The sequence below is a fragment of the Streptomyces sp. NPDC047706 genome (genome assembly GCF_043204795.1).
GTDB lineage: Bacteria > Actinomycetota > Actinomycetes > Streptomycetales > Streptomycetaceae > Streptomyces.
The window spans coordinates 77,689-98,185 of sequence record NZ_JBIDCW010000001.1 but is presented as its reverse complement, the minus strand read 5'-3'; the positions used below and the strand labels follow the sequence as shown (position 1 = coordinate 98,185).

Annotated in this window: 19 protein-coding genes and 1 pseudogene; 13 read left to right on the top strand and 7 right to left on the bottom strand. The window is 72.8% G+C overall.

The features are described 5' to 3' along the window. The first annotated feature begins 282 nt into the window (after positions 1–282). The gene (locus tag ACGF8A_RS00465) at positions 283–4,149 is read left to right on the top strand and encodes a Pls/PosA family non-ribosomal peptide synthetase (RefSeq protein WP_393102667.1); all 3,867 of its coding nucleotides are present in this window, start codon (positions 283–285) and stop codon (positions 4,147–4,149) included. Between the two features lie 65 nt (positions 4,150–4,214). Next, on the top strand, positions 4,215–5,582 hold the full coding sequence (locus ACGF8A_RS00460) for a M1 family metallopeptidase (protein WP_393102665.1): 1,368 nt from the start codon (positions 4,215–4,217) through the stop codon (positions 5,580–5,582). Between the two features lie 66 nt (positions 5,583–5,648). Here ACGF8A_RS00460 and ACGF8A_RS00455 read toward each other — a convergent pair whose 3' ends face one another. Beyond that, positions 5,649–5,783, bottom strand: coding sequence for a hypothetical protein (locus ACGF8A_RS00455; RefSeq protein ID WP_393102663.1), 135 nt, complete (start codon positions 5,781–5,783; stop codon positions 5,649–5,651). Between the two features lie 185 nt (positions 5,784–5,968). On the opposite strand from ACGF8A_RS00455, the gene ACGF8A_RS00450 reads away from it, so the two are divergent. Next, positions 5,969–6,391 (top strand): YchJ family protein, encoded by a 423-nt coding sequence (locus ACGF8A_RS00450; protein WP_393102661.1) that lies wholly within the window; start codon positions 5,969–5,971, stop codon positions 6,389–6,391. Between the two features lie 32 nt (positions 6,392–6,423). On the opposite strand, the gene ACGF8A_RS00445 is transcribed toward ACGF8A_RS00450, so the two are convergent. Continuing rightward, entirely contained in the window at positions 6,424–7,125 is a 702-nt protein-coding gene (locus tag ACGF8A_RS00445) for a FadR/GntR family transcriptional regulator (RefSeq protein ID WP_393102659.1), read from the bottom strand. A 141-nt stretch (positions 7,126–7,266) separates the two neighbouring features. Here ACGF8A_RS00445 and ACGF8A_RS00440 point away from each other — a divergent pair, with 141 nt between their 5' ends. Further along, positions 7,267–7,794, top strand: coding sequence for a gluconokinase (locus ACGF8A_RS00440; RefSeq protein ID WP_393102657.1), 528 nt, complete (start codon positions 7,267–7,269; stop codon positions 7,792–7,794). 37 nt (positions 7,795–7,831) lie between these two features. Then, on the top strand, positions 7,832–9,229 hold the full coding sequence (locus ACGF8A_RS00435; protein WP_393102655.1) for a GntP family permease: 1,398 nt from the start codon (positions 7,832–7,834) through the stop codon (positions 9,227–9,229). A 178-nt stretch (positions 9,230–9,407) separates the two neighbouring features. On the opposite strand, the gene ACGF8A_RS00430 is transcribed toward ACGF8A_RS00435, so the two are convergent. Both ACGF8A_RS00430 and ACGF8A_RS00425 read right to left on the bottom strand, forming a co-directional pair. Beyond that, complete coding sequence (locus ACGF8A_RS00430) at positions 9,408–10,040, bottom strand: cytochrome b/b6 domain-containing protein (RefSeq protein WP_393102653.1); 633 nt, start codon at positions 10,038–10,040, stop codon at positions 9,408–9,410. Further along, on the bottom strand, positions 10,024–10,749 hold the full coding sequence (locus ACGF8A_RS00425; RefSeq protein ID WP_393102651.1) for a molybdopterin-dependent oxidoreductase: 726 nt from the start codon (positions 10,747–10,749) through the stop codon (positions 10,024–10,026). The genes ACGF8A_RS00430 and ACGF8A_RS00425 overlap by 17 nt, the downstream gene beginning before the upstream one ends. Positions 10,750–11,239: 490 nt before the next feature. On the opposite strand from ACGF8A_RS00425, the gene ACGF8A_RS00420 reads away from it, so the two are divergent. The 7 genes from ACGF8A_RS00420 to ACGF8A_RS00390 all read left to right on the top strand — a co-directional run bounded on the left by ACGF8A_RS00420 (position 11,240) and on the right by ACGF8A_RS00390 (position 16,880). Continuing rightward, the gene (locus ACGF8A_RS00420; RefSeq protein WP_393103157.1) at positions 11,240–12,148 is read left to right on the top strand and encodes a DMT family transporter; all 909 of its coding nucleotides are present in this window, start codon (positions 11,240–11,242) and stop codon (positions 12,146–12,148) included. Positions 12,149–12,380: 232 nt separating this feature from the next. Further along, complete coding sequence (locus ACGF8A_RS00415) at positions 12,381–12,890, top strand: NUDIX hydrolase (protein ID WP_393102649.1); 510 nt, start codon at positions 12,381–12,383, stop codon at positions 12,888–12,890. Positions 12,891–12,927: 37 nt separating this feature from the next. Next, positions 12,928–13,320 (top strand): YidH family protein, encoded by a 393-nt coding sequence (locus ACGF8A_RS00410; protein WP_393102647.1) that lies wholly within the window; start codon positions 12,928–12,930, stop codon positions 13,318–13,320. Beyond that, positions 13,308–13,640, top strand: coding sequence for a DUF202 domain-containing protein (locus tag ACGF8A_RS00405; protein ID WP_393102645.1), 333 nt, complete (start codon positions 13,308–13,310; stop codon positions 13,638–13,640). The genes ACGF8A_RS00410 and ACGF8A_RS00405 overlap by 13 nt, the downstream gene beginning before the upstream one ends. Before the next feature lie 534 nt (positions 13,641–14,174). Next, positions 14,175–14,471: a hypothetical protein gene (locus ACGF8A_RS00400; protein WP_393102643.1), complete on the top strand. Its 297-nt coding sequence runs from the start codon at positions 14,175–14,177 to the stop codon at positions 14,469–14,471. 166 nt (positions 14,472–14,637) lie between these two features. After that, positions 14,638–15,660: a phosphotransferase family protein gene (locus ACGF8A_RS00395; protein ID WP_393102641.1), complete on the top strand. Its 1,023-nt coding sequence runs from the start codon at positions 14,638–14,640 to the stop codon at positions 15,658–15,660. A gap of 5 nt (positions 15,661–15,665) precedes the next feature. Then, entirely contained in the window at positions 15,666–16,880 is a 1,215-nt protein-coding gene (locus ACGF8A_RS00390) for an acyl-CoA dehydrogenase family protein (RefSeq protein WP_393102639.1), read from the top strand. A 54-nt stretch (positions 16,881–16,934) separates the two neighbouring features. Here ACGF8A_RS00390 and ACGF8A_RS00385 read toward each other — a convergent pair whose 3' ends face one another. From ACGF8A_RS00385 to ACGF8A_RS00375, 3 genes and pseudogenes are all read right to left on the bottom strand, one after another. Next, entirely contained in the window at positions 16,935–17,528 is a 594-nt protein-coding gene (locus tag ACGF8A_RS00385) for a TetR/AcrR family transcriptional regulator (RefSeq protein WP_393102637.1), read from the bottom strand. A 26-nt stretch (positions 17,529–17,554) separates the two neighbouring features. Continuing rightward, positions 17,555–18,133 (bottom strand): annotated as a pseudogene (locus ACGF8A_RS00380) (AMP-binding protein); the annotation flags it as partial. Between the two features lie 25 nt (positions 18,134–18,158). After that, complete coding sequence (locus tag ACGF8A_RS00375) at positions 18,159–18,923, bottom strand: SDR family oxidoreductase (protein WP_393102635.1); 765 nt, start codon at positions 18,921–18,923, stop codon at positions 18,159–18,161. A gap of 217 nt (positions 18,924–19,140) precedes the next feature. Between ACGF8A_RS00375 and ACGF8A_RS00370 the strand changes: the two genes are divergently transcribed. Next, positions 19,141–20,382: an exo-beta-N-acetylmuramidase NamZ domain-containing protein gene (locus ACGF8A_RS00370; RefSeq protein WP_393102633.1), complete on the top strand. Its 1,242-nt coding sequence runs from the start codon at positions 19,141–19,143 to the stop codon at positions 20,380–20,382. The last annotated feature ends 115 nt before the right edge of the window (positions 20,383–20,497 follow it).

Below are 20,497 nucleotides of genomic sequence, written 5' to 3'. Positions count from 1 at the left end.
GCTCAGACCCCTGTTCACCAGGGGTCTTCTGCTTTTCCGGGAGGGCTCGCCCGGCGCCGTGTGGGCCATCTCTCGCCCACCGGGAGGATCCCGAGGTCAGGGCCCCCAATACCCCCTGCCGAGCGGCCCGAACGGCCTCTCCAGGTGGCCGCCGCACAACGACGAACCTAGCGTCGTACTAAAATTTCCGGCTTGTTACGGAGCTGGAGCCGGACAACCCCAGGCAGACCTGCGGGCCCGCCAGCGCCCCGGAGGCTTCCGGGATCGAGACGCGAGGACCCGATGGCAACCACACACGAGAGCAGCGCTCTCGGCCTGCTCGACGAAGAGATCCGCGAACAGTTCGGTGACAGGGCACGGTTCTCCGGGGGGACGGCGGCCTCCCCGCGCACGCTCGTGGACATCTTCGAGGCCTCCGTGCGGACGCATCCGGACGAACTCGCCCTGGACGACGGGGCGGTCCGGCTCAGCTACCGGGCGCTCGCCGTGGAGGTGGAGCGGCTGCGCGTGCGGCTCGCCGCCGCGGGGGTGGGGCTCGGGGACCGGGTGGGCGTCCGCGTCCCGTCGGGGACCAACGATCTGTACGTCGCGATTCTCGCCGTACTGGCGGCCGGCGCCGCCTATGTGCCCGTGGACGCCGAGGACCCCGACGAGCGGGCCGAATCGGTGTTCGGGGAGGCGGGGGTGCGGGCCGTCGTCGGGGCCGGGCACGAGGTGAGTGTCCTTGGGACGGGCGGCCCGGCCACCGGGCGGCCCGGGGAGGAGCACGACGCCTGGATCATCTTCACCTCCGGATCCACCGGGAAGCCCAAGGGCGTCGCCGTCAGCCACCGCAGTGCCGCCGCGTTCGTGGACGCCGAGGCCGCGCTCTTCCTGACCGAGGATCCGATCGGGCCCGGCGACCGGGTCATGGCGGGTCTCTCGGTCGCCTTCGACGCGTCCTGCGAGGAGATGTGGCTGGCCTGGCGGTACGGGGCCTGCCTGGTGCCGGTGCCACGGGCGCAGGTGCGCAGCGGGGCGGATCTGGGGCCCTGGCTGGTCGAGCAGGAGATCACGGTCGTGTCGACCGTGCCGACGCTGGCCGCGCTGTGGGAGCCGGAGACCCTCAACGACAAACGGCTGCTGATCTTCGGCGGTGAGGCCTGTCCGCCCGAGCTGGCGCAGCGGCTGGTGACCGAGGGGCGCGAGGTCTGGAACACCTACGGGCCCACCGAGGCGACCGTGGTGGCCTGTGCGTCGCTGATGGGCGGCGAGGAACCCGTGCGGATCGGGCTGCCGCTGCGGGGCTGGGAGCTGGCCGTCGTGGACGAGGCCGGGGAGCCCGTCGCGATGGGCGGCAGCGGCCAGTTGGTGATCGGGGGCGTGGGGCTCGCCCGCTACCTCGACGCCGAGAAGGACGCGCAGAAGTACGCGCCGCTTGGGTCACTGGGCTGGGAACGGGCGTACCGCAGCGGTGACGTGGTGCGGGCCGAGCCCGAGGGGCTGGTCTTCCTCGGGCGGGCCGACGAGCAGATCAAGCTGGGCGGGCGGCGGATCGAGCTGGGTGAGGTGGACGCCGCGTTGCAGGCGCTGCCGGGCGTCGCGGGCGCCGCCGCAGCCGTGCGGACGGCACGCAGCGGCAACCAATTGCTCGTGGGCTATGTCGTGACCCAGGAGGGCTGGGACGCGGGGGTGGCGGTGGAGCGGCTGCGGGCCGAGTTGCCGGCGGCGCTGGTACCGCTGCTGGCGCCGGTCGACGAGCTGCCGACGCGGACCTCCGGGAAGGTGGACCGCGATGCCCTGCCCTGGCCCCTGGAGGGGGTCGGGACGGGTGTCAGGGCCGAGCAGCTCCACGGCACCGAGGCCTGGCTCGCCGAGCAGTGGACCGAGGTGCTCGGGATTCCGGTGACGGCGCCGTCCGACGACTTCTTCGCGATCGGCGGGAGCAGTCTGGCCGCCGCCCAGCTGACCACGCGGCTGCGCACCCGCTACCCCGGCGCGGCCGTGCTGGACATCTACCAGCAGCCCACCTTGCGGAAGCTGGCGCGACGGCTCCAGGAGTCCGCGCGGGACGACGGCCCGCGGCGGACGGTCGCCCCGGTGCCCCGGCGTGCCCAGGTGATCCAGCTTCTCGCTCTCGTGCCGCTGTCCGCGCTGACCGGACTGCGGTGGATGGTGGTACTGGCCGCCCTCGGAAACGTGCTGAGCGGGTACGCCTGGCTGCCGACCGCCTCCTGGTGGGCCGTCGGAGCCGGGGCAGTGCTGCTGTTCACCCCGCCGGGGCGGCTCGCGCTCGCCGCCGGTGGGGCGCGGCTGCTGCTGCGTGGCGTGCGCCCGGGGCGTCATCCGCGCGGTGGAAACGTGCATCTGCGGCTGTGGGCGGCGGAGCGGCTGGCCGAGGCCACTGGCGCGACCTCGCTGACCGGGGCGTGGCTGGAGCGGTACGCGCGGGCACTCGGTGCCCGGGTCGGCCAGGACGTGGATCTGCATTCGCTGCCGCCGGTCACCGGCATGCTCAAGCTGGGCCGGGGCGCGGCCGTCGAGTCCGAGGTCGACCTGTCCGGGTACTGGCTGGACGGGGACCGGCTGGAGATCGGTCCGGTGAAGGTCGGCGCGCATGCCGTGGTCGGTACGCGCAGCATCCTTTTCCCGGGGGCGCGGGTCGGCAAGCGGGCCGAGGTCGCGCCGGGGTCGGCGGTCGCCCGGCAGGTCCCGACCGGGCAGCGGTGGGCGGGCGCGCCCGCGGTGAAGCTCGGCAAGGCCAAGCGCAACTGGCCGAAGGAGCGGCCGGGGCGTGGCCTGTTCTGGCGGATGATGTACGGGACCTCCGGGGTCGCGCTGTCGGCCCTGCCGGTGCTGGGCGCGGGTGCCGCCCTGCTGGTGGCGCGCCTGTTCGTCGCCCCTGCCGACGGCCTGGCGCAGGCCCTCGGTGGCGCCGCGCTCGCGCTGGTGCCGGCGACGCTCGCCTTCGGGGCGGCGTACGCGCTGCTGATCCTCGTCGGGGTGCGGCTGCTGAGCCTGGGGCTGCGGGAGGGGACCTACCCCACGCACAGCAGGACCGGGTGGCAGGCGTGGACCGTCACGCAGCTGATGGACCGGGCCCGGGACACGCTGTTTCCGCTGTACGCCGGGCTCGTCACGCCGGTGTGGCTGAGGCTGCTCGGGATGCGGATCGGGCGCGGGGCCGAGGTCTCGACCGTGCTCGCGCTGCCGACGCTGACGACGGTGGGGGACGGCGCCTTCCTGGCCGACGACACCCTGACCGCGCCGTACGAGCTCGGCGGCGGATGGATGCGGATCGGGCGCGCGGAGATCGGGCGGCGGGCGTTCCTCGGGAACTCCGGCATGACCGCGCCGGGGCGGAGCGTGCCGGACGGCGGGCTGGTGGGCGTGCTGTCGGCGACGCCCAAGAAGGCCAAGAAGGGCAGCTCCTACCTGGGGCTGCCGCCGGTGAAGCTGCCGCGCAGCGCGGCCGACGGCGACCGGAGCCGGACGTACGATCCGCCGGCCCGGCTGCTGTGGGCACGGGCACTGGTGGAGCTGTGCCGGATCGTGCCGGTGCTCTGCTCGGCGGGGCTGGCCCTGGTGACGGTGGCCGCGCTGTGCGCGCTGGGCGGCTGGGCCTGGCTGCTGGGCGGGGCCGTGCTGCTCGCGGGGGGCGTGCTCGCCGGTGCCGTGTCCGTGCTGGCCAAGTGGCTGCTGGTGGGCCGGCACCGCGGTGCGGAGCATCCGCTGTGGAGCGGGTTCGTATGGCGCAACGAACTGGCGGACACCTTCGTCGAGGTGCTGGCCGTGCCGTGGCTGGCGACCGCCCTGCCGGGTACGCCGGTGATGACGGCCTGGCTGCGTGGTCTCGGGGCACGGATCGGCCGGGGCACCTGGGTGGAGAGCTACTGGCTGCCGGAGGCGGACCTGGTCATCCTCGGGGACGCGAGCACCGTGAACCGGGGCTGTGTACTGCAGACCCACCTCTTCCACGACCGGATCTTGCGGACGGATACTGTGGTTCTCCGTGAGGGCGCGACGCTCGGCCCTGGCGGGATCGTCCTGCCCGGCAGCACCGTGGGGGCCCGCACCACACTGGGTCCCGCGTCGCTCGTGATGGCGGCGGAGTCCGTCCCGGACGACACCCGGTGGCTGGGCAACCCGATCGAGGCATGGCGCCGGTAGGCGCCTCGGCGGTGCCGGGGGGCGAGGGAGGTCGTACGAGCACGGCGCAGGGAGCAGACGCGGAAGTGGCGGTTCAGCAGGCGGCGGGTCCGGACCCGTACTTTCCGGCCAACGGCGATCACCGGTACCGGGTGCACCGCTACGAGATCGCGCTGGACTACCGGCCGGGGCCGAACCGGCTGGCGGGCACGGCCCGGATCAACGCCATCGCGGGGCGGGCCGCGCTCACCGAGTTCCAGCTCAACCTCGCGGACTTCAAGCTCGGGCGGGTCCGGGTGGACGGCCGGCCGGCGCACTACACGCACCGGGGTGGGCGCCTGCGGGTACGGCCGGGCAAGGCCGTGCGGGCCGGGGCCGCGTTCACCGTGGAGGTGCACTGGTCGGGCAACCCCAGGCCCGTGAACAGCCCGTGGGGCGGGATCGGCTGGGAGGAACTGGTCGACGGGGCGCTGGTGGCGAGCCAGCCGGTAGGGGCGCCGTCGTGGTACCCGTGCAACGACCGGCCGGCCGACAAGGCGGCGTACCAGATATCGGTCACCACGCCGTCCGCCTACACGGTGGTCGCCGGCGGGCGGCTGCTGACGCGTACCACGAAGGCCTCCACGACCACCTGGGTGTACGAGCAGCCCGCGCCGACGTCGAGCTATCTGGTGGGGCTGGCCATCGGGAAGTACCGGACGGTGCTGCTCGGCGACCCGGGCCCCGGCGGCGTGCCGCAGCACGGGCACATCCCGGCGCAGCTGCTGCCGGAGTTCTCGCGGGACTTCGCCCGGCAGCCGGCGATGATGGAGCTGTTCCAGGAGCTTTTCGGGCCCTACCCCTTCGAGGAGTACGCCGTCGTCGTGACGGAGGAGGAGCTCGATGTGCCGGTGGAGGCGCAGGGGCTGTCGCTCTTCGGCGCCAACCATGTGGACGGGGCCCGGGGCTGGGAGCGGCTGATCGCGCACGAGCTGGCGCATCAGTGGTTCGGCAACAGCGTGTCCCTCGCGGACTGGCGGCACATCTGGCTGAACGAGGGGTTCGCGAAGTACGCCGAGTGGCTGTGGTCGGAGCGCTCGGGCGGACCGACCGCGCAGCAGCACGCGGCGTCCGCCCACCGGTTGCTCGCGGGGCAGGCGCAGGATCTGAGACTCGCCGATCCCGGGCGCAAGTCGATGTTCGACGACCGGTTGTACCAGCGGGGTGGGCTCGTGGTGCACGCCGTGCGGTGTGCGCTGGGGGACGAGGCGTTCTACCGGATGCTGCGGGGCTGGGCGGGGCAGCACCGGGGAGGTGCGGTCACCACGGCGGCCTTCACCGCGCATGCCGCCCGGTTCGCGTCCGAGCCGCTGGACGAGCTGTTCCGGGCGTGGCTGCAGGAGCGGGCGCTGCCGCCGCTGCCGGAGCAGGACGTGCGCATTCCCGTCCGGCCCTCCTTCCCGCCCGGCGGCTGAGCGCCCGGCACCACGGTCTCGGCGGGTGGCTCCCCGTCCCCGGAGGGCGTGGAGCCACGGCCCTGCTCAGGAGTCCGGGACCTTCAGCTTGTCCCAGCTGGACTTGCCCGGGATGCCGTGCGCTTCCTTGCCGTTGAACTTGCCCTTGAAGCCGGGCTTGTGCTGCCAGGCCGGGTAGGAGCGGCGGTCGGCCTCGGTCACCTCGGGGCCGGGGCCCTCCTCGTCGCAGCCAGTTCTCGGCGACCGGGCGGCGGCCCATGTCCGCGGACATCCCGGACCGGCGCGCCAAGACCCCCTCTCATGGGCGGCGGTGCTCCGCGCACCGCATCAGTACCCCGTACACACGCCGTGGGGGCAGCACACGTGGGTGCAGCACAATGGGGCGCATGTCCCGACGCACCGGCAGATCCCGCAGCCCACACTCCGCCGCAGCGGCGCGCAACCCGGAATGTCCGTGCGGTCTCGCGGAGACCTACGAGAGGTGCTGCGGCCGATTCCATCGGGATGACGCCGAGGCCCCGACCGCCGAGGCTCTGATGCGCTCGCGCTACAGCGCCTTCGTCCGGCGCGACGAGGGGTATCTGCTGCGGACCTGGCATCCGCGCACGCGCCCGGCGCAGCTCGGCCTCGACGCCGGGACGCGCTGGACGGGGCTGGAGATTCTCGGCACGACCGGGGGGTCGGCGTTCCACAGCACGGGGACGGTGACGTTCCGGGCGTCCTTCACCGGCGGCTCGCTGCACGAGCGCAGCCGGTTCGAGCGGGCCGGCGGGGCGTGGACGTACGTCGACGGGGACTTCCTCGACTGAGCGGCGGCCGCCGCCGCGCACCGGCGACGGCCCTACGGCGCGAGGATGTCCAGTTCCTGGAGCGCGCCGACCGTGATCTCCCGGGTCAGCCCCTCCGCGCGTTCCGCGTCACCCTCACGCACCGCCTCCGCGACCTTGACATGCAGGGTGACGGCGGCCGGGTCGGGATCCTCGAACATCACGTCGTGATGGGTGCGGCCGGCCAGCACCTCGGCGACGACGTCACCGAGGCGGGCGAACATCTCGTTGCCGGAGGCGTTGAGGATCACGCGGTGGAAGGCCACGTCGTGGAGGAGATAGCCCTCCAGCTGGTGCCCGCGTGAGTGGGCGACCATGCCGAGCGCGCACTGGGTGAGCTCGGCGCACTGCTCGGCGGTGGCGTTCCGGGCGGCGAGTCCCGCCGCGACCGGTTCGACCGCGGAGCGCAGCACGGTCAGGGACCGCAGCTGGTGGGGGCGGTCGGCGCCGGCCAGCCGCCAGCGGATGACCTGAGGGTCGTACACGTTCCACTCGGTCCTGGCGCGGACCGTGACGCCCACCCGGCGGCGGGACTCGACGAGGTGCATCGACTCCAGAACCCGGACCGCCTCGCGCATCACCGAGCGTGAGACGTCGAAACGCTGCGCCAGTTCGTCCGTGCGCAGCACGCTGCCCGGGGGGTACTCACCCGCCGTGATCTCGGGGCCGAGGGTGTCCAGTACGCGGCCGTGCAGCCCCCGGCCCATCGTGCTCATGCACACAGCGTACGGGCCGGATCACGCCAACAAAAAGTCAGACTTATTCGTCACAGCCTCTTGAATTCGTCGTACCTAAAAGGTTTCATTTGGCCGACGTCGGATGCGACGTCGTATGTCGAGGAAGACAGCGAGGCAGTCATGCGTACCCCCCACGTCGTCGTGGTGATGGGCGTCTCGGGCACGGGCAAGACCACGATCGGTCCGCTGCTCGCCGCCCGGCTCGGCGTTCCCTACGCCGAGGGCGACGACTTCCACCCGCAGGCCAACATCGACAAGATGACGGCCGGCACCCCGCTCGACGACGCGGACCGGTGGCCGTGGCTGGACGCCATCGGAGCCTGGGCCCACGAGCGGACCGGGCTGGGCGGGGTGGTCAGCAGCTCGGCGCTGAAGCGGTCGTACCGCGACCGGCTCAGGGCCGCGGCTCCCGGAGTCGTGTTCGTGCACCTCACGGGCGACCGGGAGCTCATCGAGGACCGGATGACGCAGCGGCGGGGCCACTTCATGCCGGCCGCGCTGCTGGACTCCCAGTTCGCCACGTTGCAGCCGCTCCAGGCGGACGAGGCGGGAGTCGCGGTCGACGTCTCCGGCACCCCCGAGGAGATCACCGCGCGCGCCGTGGCCGCGCTGGACACCCTCGACTCCCCGTCGCCCTCGGCGCCGTAACCCCCTCCACCACCCCCGTACCTGCAAGGGAACCCCCGTGACCAGACTCAGCGTCGAGATGCTGGCGGCGGACCCCGTCGAGCCGATCACCTCGGCGGGACACGCTCAACTGGGCATCGCCGTACTGGCGGGCATCGCCGTCATCGTCGTGCTCATCACCAAGTTCAAGCTGCACGCCTTCCTGGCACTGACCATCGGCTCACTGGCGCTCGGAGCCTTCGCCGGGGCGCCCCTCGACAAGGTCATATCCAGCTTCACCACCGGACTGGGCACGACGGTCGCCGGCGTCGGCGTGCTGATCGCGCTGGGCGCCGTCCTCGGCAAGATGCTCGCCGACTCCGGCGGCGCGGACGAGATCGTCGACACCATCCTCGCGAAGACGGGCGGGCGTTCGATGCCCTGGGCGATGGTGCTCATCGCCTCGGTGATCGGCCTTCCCCTGTTCTTCGAGGTCGGCGTCGTGCTGCTGATCCCGGTCGTGCTCATGGTCGCCAAGCGGGGCAACTACTCGCTGATGCGGATCGGCATCCCCGCGCTCGCGGGCCTGTCCGTCATGCACGGCCTGGTCCCGCCGCACCCCGGTCCGCTGGTCGCGATCGACGCGCTCAAGGCCGACCTGGGCGTGACGCTGGCGCTCGGCGTGCTGGTCGCCATCCCCACGGTGATCATCGCGGGCCCGCTGTTCTCCCGGTACGCCGCCCGCTGGGTGGACGTCCCGGCACCGGAGCGGATGATCCCGCAGCGGGCGTCCGAGGAGCTGGAGCGGCGCCCCGGGTTCGGCGCCACCCTGCTCACCATCCTGCTGCCGGTCATCCTGATGCTGTCCAAGGCACTGGTCGACATCGTCGTGGACGACCCCGAGAACACCACCCAGCGCGTCTTCGACGTCGTCGGCTCCCCGCTCATCGCGCTGCTCGCCTCCGTGCTGCTGGGCATCTTCACGCTGCTGCGCCCCGCCGGGTTCGGCAAGGAGCGCGTCTCCGGACTCGTGGAGAAGGGCCTCGCGCCGATCGCCGGCATCCTGCTGATCGTCGGCGCGGGCGGCGGCTTCAAGCAGACGCTGATCGACACCGGCGTCGGCCAGATGATCCTGGACATCTCCAAGGACTGGTCGATTCCGGCGCTGCTGCTGGCCTGGCTGATCGCGGTGGCGATCCGGCTGGCGACGGGTTCGGCGACCGTGGCGACCGTCTCGGCGGCCGGTCTGGTCGCGCCGCTCGCCGCCGGCATGTCGACCGGTGAGACGGCCCTGCTGGTGCTGGCCATCGGCGCCGGTTCGCTCTTCTTCAGCCATGTCAACGACGCCGGTTTCTGGCTGGTGAAGGAGTACTTCGGGCTCACCGTCGGCCAGACGCTCAAGACCTGGTCGGTCATGGAGACGATCATCTCGGTGGTCGCGGGCGCCTTCGTCCTTCTGTTGTCCTTGTTCATGTAGGCGTTCACAGGCGAGGGCGGTTCATAGAGGTGAGGACGGCTCACCCCCCTCTTCGGCGCCGGCGGCGGGATCGCCCTGGCGTGACGTCGAAGGTGCGGGGGTGGCCTGGGGGTGGCCGCACCCGCCGGACACCGGCGGGTGCGGCGCGGCGGGATCGTCGTCCCGTCGGGCGGCGCCCTCAGTCCTCCGGGTGGCGCCACAGCGAGTGCTCCCGTCGCGCCCACTCCCGGCTCACCTCACCCGTGCGCATCCCCCGCCGGGCCTCGGGGTCCGCGAGCGCCATGCCGATGTGACCGGCGAGGACGATGCCGAGGGTGAGGGCCAGCCAGTCGTGGACGAACGTCGCGCCGGTCCGCCAGACCAAGGGGGTGAGGTCGGTGAACCACATGATCAGGCCCGTTCCCAGCATCACCAGCGTGGCCCCGGCGACCCAGGCGGCGTAGACCTTCTGCCCGGCGTTGAACTTCCCCGCCGGACGTGCCGAGTGCCGCTTGTCACGGCGCAGGGCGGCGTGCAGCCAGACCCGGTCGTGCGGACCGAAGCGGTTCAGCAGCCGCAGGTCGGAGCGGAAGGCGCGGGAGGCGAGGCCCAGCAGGACCGGCACCGGCAGGATCAGGCCCGCCCACTGGTGGACGGTGACGACGAGGGCGCGGCGGCCGACGAGCTGCGCGAGTTCGGGGACGTACAGGCATGCCGCCGTCAGGACGCACACCCCCATCAGGGCGGCGGACGCGCGGTGCACCCACCGTTCGGACCGGCTGAACCGATGGACGCGGGTGGCCCGGACGGGCGCGTCAGCTCGTAGGCTCATCGTCCCGTCCGTTCGAGCGTCCGACCCAGGCGTCGGTGTCGTAGCCGCGCTCCTCCCAGTAGCCCGGCTGCACCTCCTCGGTGACGGTGATGCCGGAGAGCCACTTCGCGGACTTGTAGAAGTACATCGGCGCCACGTAGAGGCGGACGGGACCGCCGTGGGCGTGGCTGACGTCCTCGTCCTGCATGCGCAGCGCCACCAGGACGTCGGCGCGGCGGGCCTGGTCGAGGGTGAGGCTCTCCGAGTAGGTGCCGTCGAAGCAGGTGAAGCGGACCGCCCTCGCGGTGCGGCGTACGCCGGCCGCGTCGAGCAGCCGGGACAGCCGGACGCCCTCGAAGGGGGTGTCGGGGACACGCCAGCCGGTGACGCACTGCACGTCCCGCACCAGGCGGGTCTGCGGCAGGGCGCGCAGTTCCGGCAGCGTGTAGGCGCGCGGCCGGTCCACCAGCCCGTCGACGGTGAGGCGGTAGGTGGTGGCGTTCTTGCGGGGGACGGATGCGGCGACGGAGTAGTAGCGGAAGCCGCCACCGTTCGGGAGCAGGCCGGTCAGGCCCGTGGGGTCCTTGTCGGCGGCGCCGCCGAGGAAGGACTCCAGTCCGCGTTGCAGGGTGGGCGCGGCGACCACGCCGAGGGCGCCCAGGCCGAGGGTGCCGAGCAGGACGCGGCGGCCGATCGGCCGGCCCTCCTGCTCGGGTTGTCCGGAGTTCACCCGTCCATTCGAGCACCGGTGGGGGCAGGCGGGCCAGGGATCGCCGGTGGCCGTCAGAATTCGGTAATCCCGGCCTGGACCGGGGGTGACGACACCCTGGCTTCCACCAGGGCTGAGGGCGACAGAGGCGAGGACGACGCGGTGAATTGCCCCGGGCAACGGTCCGGGGCCGTCAGATGCGTCACGGCAGCGCCGTGGCCGAAGCCTGTCGCCAAGGTTTGGAGCCACCCGGCCGAGGCCAACCTCGCAGGTCCGTCCTGGAGTTGACGCCCGCCGGCGGCGCGTGGATCACCCACCGGGCCGGTCAGTGTGACGTACGTCATAGCGCCTTGGCATGCGGCCCCTGACCATGGCGGGAACGTCACGCCCACGTTTCCGGCCCCCACGCCGGCCACCGTGACTCACGCGACCGCGACGACGCGGTGCGCCGCACCGCCCCTCGGCGGTGCCCACACCCCCACGCCCCATGATGATCATCGAGGTAGGCAGCTTGTCGGTCCTGGTCCTGGTTCTCGCCGTGAGTGCCGCCTGCTGCCTGGGCTTCGGTTTCGTCCTGCAGCAGAGCGCGGCCCAGCACGCGCCGCGCGCCGACTTCCTCTCCCCCCGCCTGCTGCTCGACCTGATGAAGGTGCCGAGCTGGCTCGGCGGCATCGCGCTGATGGTGGCCGGCATGGCCCTCGGTGCGGCGGCGCTCGGGCAGGGGCAGCTCTCCCTGGTGGAGCCGCTGCTGGCGACCAACCTGCTGTTCGCCCTCGGCCTGTCCCGCCGCCGGACGGGGCGGCCACTGGGCCGTCAGGGCTGGGCGGGCCTGGCGCTGCTGGCGGGTGGCGTGACCATGTTCATCGTGGCCGGTCAGCCCCGCGCCGGGACCGCGGTCTCGGATCCCCAGCGGATGTGGACGATCATCGGCGCGATGGTGGGCCTGGCGCTGCTGCTGACCCTGCGCGCCAAGCGTTCCCGGGTGAGCTCGGGCCCGGTCATGCTGGCCGTGGGGGCCGGCCTGCTGTACGGCGTGCAGGACGCGCTGACCCGGGTCACCGGCGACCGCTTCGCCGCGAGCGGCCTGGCCGGGCTCCTCACCTCCTGGCAGCCGTACGCCGTGCTGCTCATCGGCGTCACGGGGCTGATCCTGGTGCAGAGCGCGTTCGAGACCGGGTCGCTGTGCAAGTCGCTGCCCGCCCTGACCGCCGCGCAGCCGCTGGCCGGCATCATCTGCGGCGTCGGCTTCCTCGGCGACCGGCTCCGGATGGACGCCGGCGCGCTGGCCTGGCAGGCGACGGGACTGGCGGCCGTGGTGACGGGGATCGTGCTCCTCGGCATGCACCCGGCGATGCCCCGCGCGACGGTGGTGCGGGCGACCGTCCCGGCACCGGCGCTCCAGGGCGCGACGGCACGCTGACCCCGCCGGGCCGGCGCCGGGTCACCGCCCGCTCCACGCCTGCGGGCCGCTTCGCGCGCATCCAGGAGGCCAGGACCACGCGCCGCCCGGACTCACCCGGACACCGGCGGCCCGGCCTGCCCGGGTTCCCGCCGGCGACGCGTGACGCGGTGCCCCGGCGGGCCGCCGGTGCGGCGTATCCGGCGCCGGTCCCACACGAGCCGTGGCGACGCGGGCTGCTTGGATGGCCCCCATGAGCGCTGCAGACGAGATCCTCGACGTCGTCGACGAGCACGACCGCGTGGTCGGGCAGTTCCCGCGCGGGGAGGTGTACGCGCGCGGCCTGCCGCACCGATGCGTGTTCGTCCAGGCCCGGGACGCCGAGGGCAGGGTGTTCGTGCACCGCCGCACACCCACCAAGCTGCTCTTCCCCTCGCTGTACGACATGTTCGTCGGCGGCGTCGTCGGCGCGGGCGAGTCCTACGACGACGCGGCACTGCGCGAGGCCGAGGAGGAACTCGGCGTCAGCGGCCTGCCCCGCCCCTCGTTCCTCTTCAAGTTCCGCTACGACGACGGGGCCGGTCTGAGCTGGTGGTCCGCCGTGTACGAGGTCCGCTGCGAGCTCCCGGTCAGCCCGCAGGCCGAGGAGGTCGCCTGGCACGACTTCCTGCCCGAGGAGGAGGTACGGCGGCGGCTCGGCGAGTGGGAGTGGGTGCCGGACGGCCTGGCGGCGTACCACCGGCTGGAGGCGCACCGGCGCTGACCGCGCCGCGCGCGCCGCTCCCGATAGGGTCGTGCACGTGATCGAACTCGCGCGAAACGTCCGGCTCTGGTTCGGGCCCCAGCGGATCCGGGAGGAAGGCGACACGCCCGACTACCGGTTCTCGCTGGCGAACGAGCGCACGTTCCTGGCCTGGCTGCGCACCGCGCTCGCGCTGATCGGCGGCGGGTTCGCGGTGGACCAGTTCCTGCCGGACCTCAGATGGGGCTGGCGGGTCGGGCTCGCCCTCGCGCTGCTGGGGGCGGGCGTCCTGTGCTCGCTGCGCGCGGTCAACCACTGGATGCGCTGCGAGCGCGCGATGCGCCGGGGCGAGGATCTGCCGGTCTCCCGGTTCCCGGCGCTGCTGAGCGTCGTGGTGGCGGTGGTGGCGGTGGCGATGGTCGTCGTGGTGCTCGCGGGATGGGAGGGGTGAGTGCCGTCGGCACCCCGGAGCGCGACCCCGGGCTCCAGCCCGAGCGGACCCGGCTCGCGTGGCGGCGTACGACCCTTTCCGGCACCGTCGCCGCGGTGCTCGCGGCACGCACGACCCTGCACGGCGATCCTTCGGCGCTCCGGATCATCGCCTGCGCCCTGTGCTGCGTCCTGTGGCTGGGCTTCCTGCTGGTCGCCCACACCCGCATCCGCACCCTCGAGGCGTCCGGGCGTCCCCCGGCCCTGACTCCCCGCTACGCCGCCGCGGCGACCCTGTGCACGCTCGCGCTGGCGGTGTGCGCCTCGGCGCTGGTGTTCTGACGACCCCCCGCCTCCCCGACGCCACCGGCCACGGCCACCACCGGACGGCCCGCCTCCACCCCGGCACCGTGCCACGGGCCACCGCCACAGCCCCGGCACCACCGGCCACGGCCGCCACCCGACGGCACTGGACACGGCCCGTTCGTACCCGGCGGCACCGGACACAGCCCGCCCGCACCCGGCGGCACCGAACACGGCCCGCCCGCACCCGGCGGCACCGAACACAGCCCGCCCGCACCCGGCGGCACCGAACACGGCCCGCCCGCGGTGTGCGCCCCGGCGCTGGTGTTCCGGCGACCACCGGCCCCACCCGCCTTCCCACATCGCCGGCAGCTCGGCGGCGGCGGCGCCACCTCCGCGGCAGTGTCAGGGAGCCGGCCGGATCAGTCACCGGTTCCGGCCATCACCCCAGCCCCCACCACTGCCCCGAGCCCCCCAGGGAACTCGGACGCCACGAACGCCCGAATGCCCCGATATGCCCGTTTCTCATGACAGCCTTTCGGTCGTCCATCACCCGCATCGAAGGTGACCACCATGACCACTCAGCACCAGGAACACTCCACCCACCCGCACACCCACGGCCCGGCCTGTGGGCACGCCGAGGTTCCGCACGGCGATCACATCGACTACGCGCACGACGGCCACCTGCACCGCGCGCACGACGACCACTGGGACGAGTGCGAACCGTCGGGCCACACCGCCCACGAGGGCCACGACCACCGGCACGGCGAGAACTGCGGCCACATGCGGGTGCCGCACGGCGACCACATGGACTACCTCCACGACGGTCACCGGCACGCCGAGCACGACGGGCACTGGGACGACCACTGAGACCGGAGCGGTAGGGACTCCGAGGGCTTCCGGCAGCTCCCCGCCTCCCGCACGGGGAGCTGTCGGCCTATCGTGGCGCCGATCACGTTGGGCCGGCACTCTGGACGGCATACCGACCGGTCGGCATCATTGGTCGGGTCACGTTCACACGTCCGTAGGAGCGACGATGGCTTCCGACCACCCGCCAGGCCTCGACCCCGTACGACTGCGCGGCCTGCTCGACCGTGAGCGGCCCGGTCTGGTGCGCGGCCCGCTGACCGGCCGGCTGATCGAGGGCGGAAGGTCGAACCTCACCTACGCGGTCTCCGACGGCGAGTCCCGGTGGGTGGTGCGCCGGCCCCCGCTCGGTCACGTCCTCGCCACCGCCCACGACATGAGGCGCGAGCACCGGGTGATCAGCGCGCTGGGGCCGACCGGGGTGCCGGTGCCGGGCACGGTGCTGCTGTGCGAGGACGACGAGGTGCTCGGGGCGCCGTTCTACGTCATGGAGTTCGTGCCCGGCACGCCGTACCGCACCGCCGGCCAGCTCGCCCCGCTCGGTCCCGAGCGCACCCGCCAGGTGGTGCTGTCCCTGGTGGACACCCTGGTCGAACTGCACGCCGTGGACCCCGCGGAGGTCGGGCTCGCCGACTTCGGCCGCCCGGAGGGCTTCCTGGACCGCCAGCTGCGCCGCTGGGGCAAGCAGCTGGACGCGTCCCGCAACCGGGAACTGGCCGGCATCGACGAGCTGCACGCGGCCCTCGGCCGTGACCTGCCCGCCTCCCCCGCCCCGGCCGTCGTGCACGGCGACTTCCGCCTCGACAACGTCCTGGTCGGCGCCGACGACAGGATCACGGCCGTCCTCGACTGGGAGATGTCCACGCTCGGCGACCCGCTGACCGACCTGGGCCTGCTGGTGATGTACAGCATGCCGCTCGGCATGCCGAAGTCGCCGGTCTCCACCACCGCCGAGGCGCCGGGACATCCGAGCCCGGCCGAGCTGATCGAGCGGTACGCGGCCCGCTCCGGGCGCGATGCCGGAGCCGTCTCCTGGTACACGGCGTTCGCCTGGTTCAAGCTCGCCGTGATCCTGGAGGGCATCCACTACCGCTACACCCTGGGCCAGACGGTCGGCCCCGGCTTCGACCGCATCGGCGACCTCGTTCCCGTCTTCATCGAGCACGGTCTCACCACACTTCAGGAAGGCTGACCGGCATGGACTTCGCGTTCGACGCACGCACCGAGGAGCTGCGCGCCAGGCTGCTCGCCTTCATGGACGAGTACGTGTACCCGGCCGAGGCCGTGGCCGAGGAGCAGCGGGCCGCGCTCGCCTCCCCGTGGGACACCCCGGCGGTCGTCGAGGAGCTGAAGGCGGAGGCACGCCGCCAGGGGCTGTGGAACCTCTTCCTCCCGGACGCCGAGCACGGCGCGGGCCTCACCAACCTCCAGTACGCCCCGCTCGCCGAGATCACCGGCCGCTCCCCGCAGCTCGCGCCGACCGCGACGAACTGTGCCGCGCCGGACACCGGGAACATGGAGGTGCTCGCGCAGTTCGGCGACGACGCCCAGAAGAAGCAGTGGCTCGAACCGCTGCTCGCCGGTGAGATCCGGTCGGCCTTCGCGATGACGGAGCCCGACGTGGCCTCCTCGGACGCCACCAACATCACCACGCACATCGAGCGGGACGGCGACGACTACCTCGTCACCGGCCGCAAGTGGTACATCTCCGGGGCGATGAACCCGGACTGCAAGATCTTCATCGTGATGGGCAAGACCGACCCGGACGGCCCGGACCTCCGCCGCCAGCAGTCGATGGTCCTGGTCCCCCGCGACACCCCGGGGGTGACGGTCAAGCGGGCGATGCAGGTCTTCGGCTACGAGGACCACTCCCACGGCGGCCACGCCGAGGTCGTCTTCGACCACGCGCGCGTGCCGGTCTCCCACCTCGTCGGCGAGGAGGGCGGCGGGTTCGCCATCGCCCAGGCCCGGCTCGGCCCCGGCCGGATCCACCACTGCATGCGGCTGATCGGCATGGCGGAGCGGGCGATCGAGCTGATGTGCCGACGGGCCGTCTCCCGGAACGCCTTCGGCAAGGCGCTGGCCCAGCAGGGTGTGGTCCACAACTGGATCGCGGACGCCCGCGTCGCCGTGGAGCAGCTGCGGCTGCTGGTGCTGAAGACAGCGTGGATGATGGACACGGTCGGCAACAGGGGCGCCCACACGGAGATCCAGGCCATCAAGATCGCCACACCCCGCACCGTCGTCGGCATCCTCGACAAGGCGATCCAGCTGTACGGCGCGGGCGGCGTGAGCCAGGACTTCCCACTGGCCGAGCTGTACGCGGGCGCGCGCACGCTCATGATCGCGGACGGCCCGGACGAGGTGCACCAGCGCTCCCTGGCGCGGCGGGAGCTGAAGAAGTACCTGTGAGCTGGTGCGTGAGGGGGTGGTCGCCGTGCCGGCCGCCCCCTCACGCGAAGCGGCTCAGGGCCGCAGCGCCCGCAGCAGCAGGTCGGCCAGGTGGTCGGCGACCTGCTGCGGGCTGAGCGGGCCGTCGGGGCGGTACCAGGTGGACAGATGGTGGACGGAGCCGAAGTGGTAGTCGACCACGAGGTCGGCCGGGGTCGCCGTGGAGAACACGCCCGTCTGCTGGCCCTCCTCGATCAGCGCGCGGAAGCGCTCGTGGTAGCGCCGGCGCTCCGCACGGACCTGCTTGTTCTTCTCCGGGCTGAGGTGGTGCATGGAGCGGAAGAAGATCGACGCGTCGTCGAGGTTCTCGATGGTGGTCACCACCACGTCCGCCGCGGCGTCCCGCACCCGCTTCTCCACCGGCTCGTCGGCGTCCGCGAAGGCGTCAAGTCGTTCCTGCTGAACGCGCAGCACGCGCGCGTACACCTCGTGCAGCAGGTCGTCCTTGGAGCCGAAGTAGTGATACAGGGCTCCCTTGGTGACGCCCGCCGCCTCCACGATCTCCTGCACCGAGGTGCGGTCGTAGCCCTGCTCCGCGAAGAGCCGGGTGGCGGCGGCCAGCAGCCGCTGCGGCACAGGCGTCCCGTCCGTGTCCGTCGTCCTGGGCACTGCCGCCACCTGCCTTCCGTGATGTCCTACTGACCTTCTCGCGAACGGGAGCGCAACTCCCGACGGAGGATCTTCCCACTCGCCGTCTTCGGCAAGTCCGGCAGGATCTCCACCAGCCGCGGGTACTTGTACGCGGCCAGTCTCTCCCTGCAGTACGCCGCGAGTTCGCCCGGGCCCGGCGCGGCCCCCGGACGGAGGCTGATGCAGGCCTTGACGGTCTCTCCCCGGTAGCCGTCGGGCACCCCGACGACCGCGGCCTCGCGCACCGCCGGATGGGTGTACAGCACGTCCTCGACCTCGCGCGGCCAGACCTTGAAGCCGGACGCGTTGATCATGTCCTTCTTCCGGTCGACCACGTACAGCCATCCTTCGGCGTCCATGAACCCGATGTCCCCGGTGCGCAGCTCACCGCCGGGGAACGTCTCACCGGTGGCGCCGGGCCGCCGCCAGTAGCCGGGCACGACCTGCGGCCCACGGACGACGATCTCGCCCTGCATGCCGAACGGCACCTCCTCGTCCTCGTCGTCGACGATCCGCACGACGGTGTCGGGGCCGGGTACGCCCACGGCCAGGGTCCCCGAGGCCGGGTCCACGGGCGCCTCCAGGGTTTCGCGGCGTAGCGGGAGCCGGTCACGTGGCCGACTCCCACTTCTGCTGGATGTGGTTCATGCCGGTCAGCCAGCGGTCGGGGTGGGCGGCCCTGGCCTGGTAGTACCCGGCGACCTCGGGGTGGGGCAGGATCAGGAAGCGGTCCTCCTCGATCCCCTCGAACAGCGCGTCGGCCACGTCCGAGGGCTCGATCGCGGTCGGCACCAGCACCAGGTCGCCGGCGCTGCCGGTGGCGGCGAGCATGTCGGTGCGCACACCCTGCGGGCAGATGGCGTGCACCCGCACGCCCCGGTGGCGGTAGGTGAGGGACAGCCACTCGGCGAAGGCGTAGGCACCGTGCTTGGTGACGCTGTAGGGGGCGGCGCCGATCATGGTGAGCAGCCCGGCGGCCGACACGGTGGACACGAAGCGCCCGCTGCCGCGTTCCAGCCAGTCGGGGAGCAGGGCCTGGGCGGCGCGCACGTGCGCCATCACGTTGACGTCCCAGGCCAGCTGCCAGACCTCCTCGGGGGCCGCCTCGGAACCTCCGGAGCCGACTCCGGCGTTGGCGCAGTACACGTCCACGGCACCGCCGAGCGCGTCCTTGGCCTCGGCGACGATCGCGGAGGCGTCGCCGGGGACGGCGATGCCGCCGATCTCGTCGGCGACGCTCCTGGCCTTGTCCGCGTCGAGGTCGTTGACCACGACCCGCCCGCCCTCGGCGGCGAACCTCCGGGCCAGCGCGGCCCCGATCCCGCCTCCCGCTCCGGTGACGACCACTCCGGCACCCTGTACGGCTCCCACCATCGGTCTCCTTCGACGCGCCTCGGCTCAGCCCCGCGCGGTCAGACTAACCGGTCGGTATGTGGGGCGGAAGGGCGATGCCCCGGCCGAAGTCCGGCCCGGTTCGTTCCCGGGAGCGCCGACCGGCGCTAGCGTGCGTGAACATGACACCCACCGCCATGACACCCACCGCCATGACCTCCACCGCCATGACCTCCAAGGCGACCACGGAGGCCACCGTATGAAGCTGTCCCGGCGCAGCCTGCTCGCCACCACCACAGCGACGGTCGCGGCCACCGCGGCCGCCCCGGCGGCGGCTGCCGCGGGCGGCGGCCACCGGCTGCGCACCGGCTTCGAGTCTCTGGCCGCCGGAGGCTACCGCCTCCTCGACGGAGACCGCGTCGGCGTCGTCACCAACCCGACCGGCGTCACCCGGGACGTGCGCCACATCGTCGACGTGATGCACGCCGACGACCGGGTGAACCTCACCGCGGTCTTCGGTCCGGAGCACGGCTTCCGCGGCACCGCCCAGGCCGGCGGCTCCGAGGGCCGCCACGACGACCCCGCCACCGGCCTGCCGGTCTACGACACCTACCAGAAGAGCGGACAGCCCCTGGCCGACATCTTCACGGCCTCCGGCGTGGACACGATCGTCTTCGACATCCAGGACGTGGGTGCCCGCTTCTACACCTACATCTGGACGCTGTACGACTGCATGGAGGCGGCGGGGCTCGCCGGCAAGCGCGTCGTCGTGCTGGACCGGCCGAACCCGGTCGCCGGGGTGTCGGCCGAAGGGCCGGTGCTGCACAAGGAGTTCGCCACCTTCGTGGGACGGCAGCCCGTCTCGCAGTCCCACGGCATGACCGTCGCGGAGCTGGCGCTGCTGTTCAACGAGGAGTTCCTGGCCTCGCCGGTGCCCCTGGACGTCGTCCGTATGACCGGCTGGCGGCGGTCGGACTTCCACGACGCCTCGGGGCTGCCGTGGGTACCGCCGAGCCCCAACATGCCGACGCCCGACACCGCGCTCGTCTACGCGGGCACCTGTCTCTTCGAGGGCACGAACCTCTCCGAGGGCCGCGGCACCACACGCCCGTTCGAACTGCTCGGGGCGGAGGGGATCGACCGCCGGTGGGCGGCGGCGGCGAACGAACTCGGCCTGCCGGGGGTGCACTTCAGGGAGGCGTACTTCGCGCCCACCTTCTCCAAGTTCCAGGGCCGGACCATCGGTGGCGTCCAGCTGCACGTGCACGACCGGGCGGCGTTCGACCCCGTGCGCACCGGGATCGCCCTGCTGATCACCGCCAGGCGGACGTGGAGCGGCTTCGCCTGGCGCTCGGACAACTGGATCGACAAACTCACCGGCTCCACGCTCGTCCGCACGATGATCGACGCCGGGGCGGACACCGGCGACGTGGTGGCGGGCTGGGAGCAGGAGCTGGCGGCGTTCCGCAAGACGCGGCGGCAGTACCTCCTCTACCGCTGAGCGGCACCCGGGGTGACGACGTTCGCGACGGCGTAGGTCGAGGCGGCGCGGCGGCCTGCACGGCCGCGCCGCCCAGGCGCCGAGGGGACGCGGGGACAAAAGACCGGCAATCAGG